Annotated in this window: 8 protein-coding genes; 3 read left to right on the top strand and 5 right to left on the bottom strand. The window is 72.2% G+C overall.

Annotated elements, in window-relative coordinates; all coding sequences use genetic code 11:
- The first annotated feature begins 488 nt into the window (after positions 1-488).
- Both EES43_RS01325 and EES43_RS01320 read left to right on the top strand, forming a co-directional pair.
- On the top strand, positions 489-1307 hold the full coding sequence (locus EES43_RS01325; protein ID WP_241192307.1) for a GNAT family N-acetyltransferase: 819 nt from the start codon (positions 489-491) through the stop codon (positions 1305-1307).
- Positions 1308-1564: 257 nt separating this feature from the next.
- Positions 1565-2776: a PP2C family protein-serine/threonine phosphatase gene (locus EES43_RS01320; protein ID WP_124266931.1), complete on the top strand. Its 1212-nt coding sequence runs from the start codon at positions 1565-1567 to the stop codon at positions 2774-2776.
- A 136-nt stretch (positions 2777-2912) separates the two neighbouring features.
- On the opposite strand, the gene EES43_RS01315 is transcribed toward EES43_RS01320, so the two are convergent.
- The 4 genes from EES43_RS01315 to dhaK form a co-directional block, all read right to left on the bottom strand.
- Positions 2913-3416: an NUDIX domain-containing protein gene (locus EES43_RS01315; RefSeq protein WP_124266930.1), complete on the bottom strand. Its 504-nt coding sequence runs from the start codon at positions 3414-3416 to the stop codon at positions 2913-2915.
- 88 nt (positions 3417-3504) lie between these two features.
- Positions 3505-3915 carry a PTS-dependent dihydroxyacetone kinase phosphotransferase subunit DhaM gene (locus EES43_RS01310; RefSeq protein WP_124266929.1) on the bottom strand — a complete coding sequence of 137 codons (411 nt, stop codon included), beginning with the start codon at positions 3913-3915 and terminating at the stop codon, positions 3505-3507.
- Positions 3912-4523, bottom strand: coding sequence for a dihydroxyacetone kinase subunit DhaL (dhaL, locus tag EES43_RS01305; RefSeq protein WP_124266928.1), 612 nt, complete (start codon positions 4521-4523; stop codon positions 3912-3914). Before dhaL ends, EES43_RS01310 begins: the two co-directional genes overlap by 4 nt.
- 112 nt (positions 4524-4635) lie before the next feature.
- The gene (dhaK, locus tag EES43_RS01300) at positions 4636-5628 is read right to left on the bottom strand and encodes a dihydroxyacetone kinase subunit DhaK (RefSeq protein WP_124266927.1); all 993 of its coding nucleotides are present in this window, start codon (positions 5626-5628) and stop codon (positions 4636-4638) included.
- Between the two features lie 255 nt (positions 5629-5883).
- Here dhaK and EES43_RS01295 point away from each other — a divergent pair, with 255 nt between their 5' ends.
- Positions 5884-8610: a helix-turn-helix transcriptional regulator gene (locus EES43_RS01295; protein WP_164493098.1), complete on the top strand. Its 2727-nt coding sequence runs from the start codon at positions 5884-5886 to the stop codon at positions 8608-8610.
- 99 nt (positions 8611-8709) lie between these two features.
- Here EES43_RS01295 and EES43_RS01290 read toward each other — a convergent pair whose 3' ends face one another.
- On the bottom strand, positions 8710-9126 hold the full coding sequence (locus EES43_RS01290; RefSeq protein WP_164493097.1) for a peptidase inhibitor family I36 protein: 417 nt from the start codon (positions 9124-9126) through the stop codon (positions 8710-8712).
- Positions 9127-9192: the final 66 nt, after the last annotated feature.

Genomic DNA, 9192 nt, shown 5'->3' with positions numbered 1-9192 from the left:
CAGGTGGTAGGCCTTGAGATCTGGTCGCCTTCCCGGAGGTTCCGGTCTCATGCGTGCCCGGTGGAGTTGATCTGGCCACCGAGTGCGAATCGGCCGGAAAAGGACGGAGTTCGGCCCTGAAGCGCCGTCAGCGGCGCCGGCGCGTCCAGGAGCGCGCAGAACCGCCCCACCGGTACGGGGGAGCCCGGTGGGGCGGTCGTCACCAGAGTGCCACAGGCGGAACTCCGTTGGGACCGCGGCGGCGCGTAATGATCTGTGGATGAGTCGAATTCGCCGCTCGGGACGGAGGTTTCGGCGACCGTCTCCACGGGCGGTGGAGGCCCGCCCGGCCCCCCGGTCGGACCCTGGTCGATTGCGGTGTCGTGAACACTTCCCGGACGCGGAATACGCCCCGTGCCCTTCGGCTTTTCGCCGCCGGCGGGCACACGGCGCGGAGGCGTCGCCAGGCCGCCGCGAGGACTGGGCGATCGACCGGAATGAGGGAGAACATGCGCGAGATGTACGCGTTCGAGGAGGGCCGCGGGCCCGCGGACCCCGCCGGCGGCGAACGGCGCGAACCGATCCCCCGGAGGCCGGCCCCGCCCCCGGGTCCGCACCCGCTGGACAACCCCGCCCGGTCGGCGCTCACCGGTCCGCACGCCCACTTCGTCGAGCGGCGCGGCCGGATCCTGCGCTACCCGGTCGACGTCAGCCCCTGGCTGGCCCTGCCCGACCACCCCGAGGCGCGGGACTGGGCCGACGTCGCCGCGCTGGCCGGACCCGGCGGAGCGGTCACCCTGACCGCGTTCCGGGAGCCGCCGCCCAGGGACTGGGAGGTCGTCTTCCGGGCCGAGGGGGTTCAGCTCGTGGACGCGGGGGTGGCCGCTCGGCCCGACCCGGAGGCCGTCCGGCTCGGCCCGGCGGACGTGCCGGAGATGCTGGACCTGGTGGCACGCACCCGCCCCGGTCCCTTCCTGGCGCGCACCATCGAGCTCGGCGTCTATCTGGGCGTACGCCGAGGCGGGAAGCTGGTCGCGATGGCGGGGGAGCGGCTGCGTCCGCCGGGCTGGAGCGAGATCAGCGCCGTCTGCACCGACGAGTCCGCACGCGGCCAGGGACTGGGGAGCCGGCTCGTCCTGGCCGTCGCCCACGGCATCCGCGAGCGGGGCGAGACCCCGTTCCTGCACGCCGCCGCCTCCAACACCGGGGCCGTCCGGCTCTACGAATCGCTCGGCTTCCGGCTCCGCCGACGTACGGAGTTCCTGTCCGCACTGGCCCCGGCGACGGCCGCACCCGCCGACGGGGCCCGCCGGCCGACGCCCAGCTGACCCCGGGCCGTACGGCCGCCGTCACGGCCCGGCCCCGTAAGAGCGGCCCGACCCGTAACAGGGCGTCCGTCCCCGGTTCAGGGGCCCAAGGCCCCGCCCGTCCGGCCCCCGGTCCCGGGCCGAAGGTCCCGCCCGGGACCTTCGGCCGCCGCCCGGGGCCCTAAGCCCTCCTGTGCCGGTGCCCGCGCCCCGGTGAACTGGGAGGAGACCGTCCGGAACCGCCGGCGGCACCGGGGGCGATCGGAAGGACACAGAGCGTGGCCATCAGGAGACAGCGCACGGCACCCTGCCGGACAGCCGTGCTGCCCGGCACGGACCCGGGCGCGGTGGCCGCCGCAGGCCGGATCGGAAGCTGCACGCTCGCGAGCGTGCTGCTCGTGCTGACAGGGCTGATCGTGTTCCTCGACATCGCCACCGGGCAGGACCTCCGGGTCGTCCCGCTGCTCGTGGTCGTCCCGGCGCTGGCCTCCGTCTTCTGCACGCTCCGGCAGACGATCTGGGTCGCGGTGTGGATCACGGCGGTGGTCGTCGGCTTCGGGGCGCACGGCGACGGCACCTTCTGGGACTTCACCCTCGGCATCGGCTTCGCCGCGCTGGCCTGCGGACTCGGGGTCGCCGCCTGCGCGGCGCGGATCCGGCACGCCGCCGAGGTGGCGCGGCTGCGCTCCGCCGCCGTCACGCTCCAACGGCAGATCCTGCGCCCGCTGCCCGTCCTGACCGACCAGATCTCCGCCGAGGGGATCTACGAGCCGATCGAGGAGGACCGCTTCGTCGGCGGCGACATCTACGAGGTCGTCCAGTCGTCCTACGGGACCCGGGTCATCATCGGCGACGTCCAGGGCAAGGGGCTCGCGGCCATCGGCGCCGGGTTCGCCGCCATCGCGGCGTTCCGGGAGGCGGCCATCCGCGAACCCACCCTCACCGGGGTGGCGGACGCCCTGGAGGACGCCGTCCTGCGGCACAACGCCTTCTCCGCCCAGACCGGCGAGGCCGAACGCTTCGTCACCGCGCTCGTCCTCGGCTTCGTCGACGAGAAGCGCGTCGAGGCGGTCAACTGCGGCCACCTGCCACCGCGGCTGCTGCGCGACGGCCGCTCCTCGCCGGTACCCCTGCGCAAGACGTACGTCCCGCTCGGCCTCGCCGCCCTCAGCCACGAGATCCGTACGACGGAGTCGTTCGACTTCCCGCGCGGCGCGACGCTCCTCCTGTTCACCGACGGGGTGACCGAGGCCCGCGACGCCGCCCACGCCTTCTATCCGCTGGACAAGCGGCTCGCCCGCTGGGCCGGGCGCGAACCGCGCGACCTGCTCGAAGCCCTCCGCGGCGACCTGGAGGACTTCACCGGGGGCGTCCGGCGCGACGACGTCGCCGCACTCGCCCTGCGCCGGGTGCCCGTCGGCGGCCGACCGCGGCCCACGGGACTCCGCGGGCACTTCCGGCGGGCCCCCGCTGTGCTCAGCGACCGCTGAGAAGCGCACGCGTACGGTATCCACGCCCCGTGCCGCGTCCGTGCGCGCCGTCGCGGCGCTCTCCGCCGGACAGCGGCGCCGCCCGGCGCCGGCCCGCCTGGTCCCGGCACACCGCCGCCGGTCGCCGGGACGCTCCTCAGACGTCCGGGGCCACCGGCGGAACCACCCGCGCGCGCAGCCGGTCGACGAAGACGCGCTGCCCCGCCACGAGCCGCTCGGCGGCCTGCTCCGGCGTGCACCAGGCGAACCGGTCCATCTCCGGGAACTCCCGCAGCACGCCGGAGCCGCGCGGCCACTCCATGGTGAACGTCCCCGGCACCGCGGACGCCGGATCCAGCTCGGCCTCCAGCGCCCACACCGTCACGGTCTTGCCGCCGCGCTGCCGGGCCTCGCCGAGCGGCAGCCATTCCCCGTCCTGGACGTGCAGCCCCAGCTCCTCCTCGAACTCGCGGCGAGCGGCAGCCGCGGGCCCCTCCCCGGCCTCGTACTCGCCCTTGGGGACCGACCACGAGGCCGCCTCCCGCCCCGCCCAGAACGGGCCGCCCATGTGCCCGATCAAGACCTCGACGTCCCGCCCGGGGCCGTCGCCGCCCGTGAACCGGAAGAGGAGGAGGCCCGCGCTGCGCCTGGCTGTCGACATGCCGTCGAGTCTGCGGCCGGGGAGTGCCGTGCGCCAACGCACGCGCGGCCCCGGGCGTCGGCCGGGACTGCCCGACTACCGGCGGCCGTCACGTCTTGCGGTAGTCGAACGCCTCCGCGGCAGCGGCCTCCACCGCCGCGATGTCACCGCCCGCCGACGCGGTCACCACGGCGGCGACCGCACCCTCCAGGAACGGCGCGTCGATCAGCCGCGACCCTTCGGGAAGCTCATCGCCCTCGGCGAGCATCGCTTTCACCGTGAGGACCGCGCTGCCCAGGTCGACCAGCACCGCGACCCCGGCCCCTCGGTCCACCGAGGCCGCCGCCCGGCCGATCAGCTCGGTGCTCGTGCCGAGCCCGCCGTTCGGGAGCCCGCCCGCCGCGGCGACCGGCGCCGTCACGCCGCCCGCCGCCAGCCCGCGCGCCAGTTCGGCGACCGACTCCGCGACCGCCCCGCTGTGCGAGACGAGCACGACACCGACCCGGCCGTCGCCGCTCATGCCGCGCCCCCGTTCCGCGCGGTCCGGGCCAGCGCCTCGACCAGCAGGGCCGCCGACGTCGCTCCCGGGTCCTGATGGCCGATGCTGCGCTCACCGAGATAGCTGGCCCTGCCCTTGCGCGCCTGGAGCGGAACCGTCGCCTCCGCACCCGCGCGGGCCGCCTCGGCGGCATCGTCGAACGACGCCGCCAGTACCTCGGTCGCCGGCAGCAGCGCGTCGAGCATCGTCTTGTCCCCGGCCCCGGCCCCGCCCAACTGCCCGACGGCGGCCACCCCGGCCGCGAACGCCTCGGCGAACCGTTCCCGCGTCACCTCGGCCTCCTCGCCCAGAGCCTTGCCCGTCCGGCGCAGCAATGTCCCGTACAGCGGTCCCGAAGCGCCGCCGACGGTCGAGATCAGCTGCCGGCCGGCCAGCGTGAGGACCGCGCCGGGTGTGGCGGGGGCGTCCTCGTCCAGGACCGCGGTCACCGCGGTGAAGCCGCGCCGCAGATTGCTGCCGTGATCGGCGTCCCCGATCGCCGAGTCCAGCTCGGTCAGACGGTCCGCCTCACGCTCCACGGAGGCCGCCGCCGCGACCAGCCAGCGGCGGAAGAAGTCGGCGTCGAGCACGTGGTCTCCTGTTCGTCGGGCCGGTGGGCGGTTCGTCCGCCGACGCGGATCGTACGGGCCGTGAGGCCGGCGGCGGGAGAGGTACGGACGACCCCGTCACCGGCCGTCCCGCTCACCGGCCCCAGCGGAGCGCCGCCGTCTCCACGGGCGCGTCCCACAGCCGCAGCAGCTCCTCGTCGGCCTGGCACAGCGTCACCGAGCAGCCCGCCATGTCGAGGGAGGTCACGTAGTTGCCCACGAGCGACCGGGCCACCCGCACGCCCCGCTCGGACAGCACCCGCCGCACCTCGGCGTTGAACCCGTACAGCTCCAGCAGCGGTGTGGCGCCCATCCCGTTCACCAGCGCGATGACGGGGCCGGCCGGCCGCAGATCCTCCAGCACGGCGCTCACCGCGAAGTCCGCGATCTCGCGTGAGGTCATCATGGGACGGCGTTCCCGTCCGGGCTCGCCGTGGATCCCGATCCCCAGCTCCAGTTCGCCGGCGGGCAGGTCGAAGGTCGGGCTGCCCTTCGCCGGAGTGGTGACGGCGCTCAGTGCCACACCGAAGCTCCGTGAGGCCCCGTTCACCTGCCGGGCCACCGCGGCGACCCGTTCCAGCGGCGCGCCCTCGTCGGCGGCGGCCCCGGCGATCTTCTCGACGAACAGGGTCGCGCCCGTACCGCGCCGCCCCGCCGTGAAGGTGCTGTCGCTGACCGCCACGTCGTCGTCCACGACGACCTGGGCGACCTGCACGCCGTCGTCCTCGGCGAGCTCGGCGGCCATCTCGAAGTTCAGCACGTCACCGGTGTAGTTCTTGACGACGAACAGCACCCCGGCGCCGCTGTCCACGGCCGTCGCCGCCCGCACCATCTGGTCGGGCACCGGCGAGGTGAACACCTCGCCCGCACAGGCGGCCGACAGCATGCCGGGCCCGACGAACCCGGCGTGCAGCGGTTCGTGCCCCGACCCGCCGCCCGAGACGAGGCCCACTTTCCCGGCCACCGGGGCATCCGCCCGCACGACGACGCGGTTCTCCACGTCGACGGTCAGCTCGGGATGGGCGGCGGCCATACCGCGCAAGGCGTCCGCGACCACGGTCTCCGGGACGTTGATCAGCATTTTCATGTCTGTCTCCTCGTGAGCCTGGCAGAGAACCCCGACAGCCTGTGCTCCTTCAATGGTGCGGCGGCGGCGTCGTATTGTCGATCTTGGCGGTCGGACACGCTCGGCGGACCCGCCCGCGCCTCTCCTGTCGATCCTGCCGACAAGCCGCGCCGCACGCCATCGGTGGAGTTCTCCGCGCGTGCGAAATTCCTCAGGAGTAAAATGAGCGATGGACTGCGGAGTTCATGTGCGAGAGGTGCTTCCATGGAGATGCGGTTGCCTATCGTCGGACGCGACGCCGAACTGAAGACCATGCTCCACGCGGCCGAACTGGCCGCTCGTGGTGACGCGCAGATCGTTATCCTGGGCGGTCCCACCGGAATCGGGAAAAGCGCGCTGTCTCGCGCGTTCTGCCAAGATCTGACCGATTTTCGCGTGCTGAGCGTGGCGGGTGTCCCGTCGGAGCAGGACATCAAGTACTCCGCGGCGAACCGCGTCATCCAGAGCGCGCACGACGAACTCTCCCTGGACCTCCGCCGGGCCAACCTGATTCAGGAGGACAGCACCATGATGGCGGCGGGGGGTGCGCTGATCAGTGTCCTCGACGATATCCGGGACGGCAGTCCGGTGGCGCTGATCGTCGAGGACGCGCATCTGGTGGACGACTACTCCCTGAAGGCCATCGGATTCATGCTGCTGCGGATGATGAGCGACGAGATCATCACGGTTCTCGACACCGAGCACATCAACAAGACGAAGAAGGACGTGGGTCTCGCCGGAAACGACGAAAGGGTCACGCAGATCGACCTGGCGGGTCTCACGGTTCCCGCTCTGAGGGAGTACCTCGCGTCGGAGAAACTTCCCGCGCTGTCCGTCTCCCAGCTCGCGCAGATCGCGAAGTGGAGCAACGGAAACCCGCTCTACGTCAAAGCCTTGGTCGGAGCGATGGAGGGCGGGCGCGGCATACCGGAACCCTTGTCCCTCGCCGACGTGCCGCCGTCTCTCACGGCGGCGGTGAAGGAGTGGTCCGACTCGTTCCCGCAGCGGAGCCGTCCGATCCTCGACGTGCTGGCCGTGCTCAACGCTCCGACCACCGTGCCGACACTCCAGCAGCTGGTGCACAGCGACACCCTGCTGGACGACATCGAACCTCTCGTCACCGAAGGCGCGGCGCAATGGCGTACAGAAGCCGACGACCCGAGGCTGGAGCTCATGCACTCGGGGCAGCGGGACGCCGTCTACGCCTCGATCCCTCAGTCCAGACGCCGTGAACTGCACCGTGCCGCCGCCGACATCCTCGCCCCGCCGGCCAAGTGGCGGCACCAGATCGCGGCTCTCGAAGAGTACGACGGGGACCTGGCGTCCGAACTGCTGGAGGCGGCGGACCGGGAGTCGGCCCACGGTGATCTCTCACATGCCGCGCAGTACGAACTCGCGGCCTCCGAAGCCGCCCCCGAGTCGGACATCCGCCGCACGGCCCTCCTGAAGGCCGTGCGGCTGCTCGTCATCAGCGGCCAGTACGCCGCCGCGCTCGGCTACGGAGCCCGTATCGAGGACACGATTGCCTCGCCGCAGAAGAACGAGGCGCTGGGTTTCCTGGAATACGCCAGGGGACACGACGCCGGCGCGTCCGAGTATCTGAGGCTGGCCCGCGAAGGCTTCGGCGACGCGGACGGCGCCGCTCGGGCGTCCGCGGAACTGGCCTCGCTGCAGCGCTCCCTCGGTCTGGGAGCCCAGGCGGTGAGATCGGCCCAGTACGCGCTCGCGCGCACCGCTGACGCCGGGATCATCGGCCAGGCGCAGGCCAACATCGCCTGGGGAGCGGCGCTTCAGGACGGACCCGCCGAGGGGCTGCGCAGGCTGTCCCAGCTGAGGGTCAATCCGGCGGAGGTGCCCGCACCCGACATGGACGCACTCGCCTGCCGGGGCATCCTGAGAGGACTCTCCGGACAACTCACCGACGCGCTGGCCGACTTGCGCGTCGTGGTCCGCAGGAGCACCCCGGGTCTGACCCGGCGCAGCGACTACGCGGCCAAGGTCAACGCCGCCGCGTGCCACTTGATGCTGGGGGAGTGGGAGCAGGCCCGGCGTACCGCCTCGCTGGCCTTCGACGAGGCGCAGATATCGGGCCGGGACGTGGATTTCGCGGTGGTCCACTCCATGAGCGCGGCCATCTACGCCCTGCAGGGACAGTGGGAGTGGGCGGAAGCCGATCTTCGCGAGGCGCAGAGCATCGCGAACGAGACCGACTTCGCCGCACCCGAATTCCACATTCGGCAGGCCGCCGGGACCATCGGCTTCGCCCGGCAGGACTGGCGCACGGTCATCCGGGAGTTGGGCCGGGCGATGGAGGACTCCTCGAACGAGGGAAGGGTGCGGGTGTACGGCACGTGGTTCCTGCCGATGCTGGGCGTCGCCTGCGCCCGTGCGCACGAACTCTCGAAGGGGGCGGAGGCCCTCGCGGCGCTGGAGGCGCTGGAACCGACCGGCGCGATGCCGATCGTGGCGAGCAAGTGGGTCAAGGGAAACCTCCTGTACGCGCAGGGCGATCTTCCCGCGGCGAGCAGAGCGTTCAGGGACGGGCTGGCGGTACCGCCCGACGGAGGCGAGCCGGTGCTGCACAGGTCCATGCTGCGCTGCGACTTCGGCCGGGTGCTGATCGAGACGGACGCGAAGGACGAGGCCAGGAGCCAACTGCTCGCCGCCGAGAAGGTTTTCCGGTCCCTGGGAGCGCAGCCCCTCGTCGCGCAGTGCCATGAGCTGCTCGGCAGGAGCGAGGCATCCGACCACGCGACGGGAGCCGAGAGCTTCTGGGGCGAACTGACGGACCGGGAGAAGGACACGGCCAAGCTGGTGGGGCGCGGCTGGACGAACAAGGAGATCGCTCAGGAGCTGTACGTCAGCACCAAGACCGTCGAATACCACCTGGGCAACATGTACGCGAAGGGCAACCTCAAGAACAGGCGTCAGCTGCGAGACGTCATCCAGACGCTGGCGGCGTGACGGACGAGCACGACGCGGAAGCGGGAGTACGGACGAGCGCCCGTACTCCCGCTTCCCCGTACTCCCGCGTGGGCGACTCCCGCGTGGGCGACGGATTCCTCAGCAGGGTTCCGTCGAGGAGGCGATGTCGTTGTTCTCCACGTTGACGGCGTCCGACGCCCCTCCCGAGCGCATGGCGAACCGCGTCCCGGTGTAGTTGATGTCCGGGTACCAGCAGTAGCGCGACGACGTCTCGTTGACCCAGGACGACATGACGTCGTTGAAGTCGATGCCCCGGAGGTCATTGAGCGCACGCCCGTTGTTCACGGCGTAGCCGCCGCCGGCGTACCCCACGTCCCGGTAGAGGCAGAGGTAGCCGTCGGGGCATCCTCCTGGTTGGGAGGGAAGGCGGAGCACTCCTGGGGCGATCATCCCGGTGGAGGCCGAAGCCGTCGTCGCGGGGAGTGCGATCGCCAGCAGTGGAGCGAGCATCGTCGCCGCGGCAACCGCGCGGGCACGTTGAGAGACAGAGAACATGTGCGCACCTCCTCGACCCCGATTCCTCATTCTTCCCCCATGGGCCGGCCTGACCAGCGATTGAAG

Origin of the sequence: Streptomyces sp. ADI96-02 (assembly GCF_003846185.1) — a bacterium.
In the GTDB taxonomy this organism is placed as follows: Bacteria; Actinomycetota; Actinomycetes; order Streptomycetales; family Streptomycetaceae; genus Streptomyces.
This window is presented reverse-complemented; position numbering and strand designations above follow the sequence as displayed.

Excerpts from the sequence above, each read along its gene's own strand:
- EES43_RS01325 (WP_241192307.1), top strand. The coding sequence starts at position 489 with ATGCGCGAGATGTACGCGTTCGAGGAGGGCCGCGGGCCCGCGGACCCC.
- EES43_RS01315 (WP_124266930.1), bottom strand. The coding sequence starts at position 3,416 with ATGTCGACAGCCAGGCGCAGCGCGGGCCTCCTCCTCTTCCGGTTCACG.
- EES43_RS01310 (WP_124266929.1), bottom strand. The coding sequence starts at position 3,915 with ATGAGCGGCGACGGCCGGGTCGGTGTCGTGCTCGTCTCGCACAGCGGG.
- dhaK (WP_124266927.1), bottom strand. The coding sequence starts at position 5,628 with ATGAAAATGCTGATCAACGTCCCGGAGACCGTGGTCGCGGACGCCTTG.
- EES43_RS01290 (WP_164493097.1), bottom strand. The coding sequence starts at position 9,126 with ATGTTCTCTGTCTCTCAACGTGCCCGCGCGGTTGCCGCGGCGACGATG.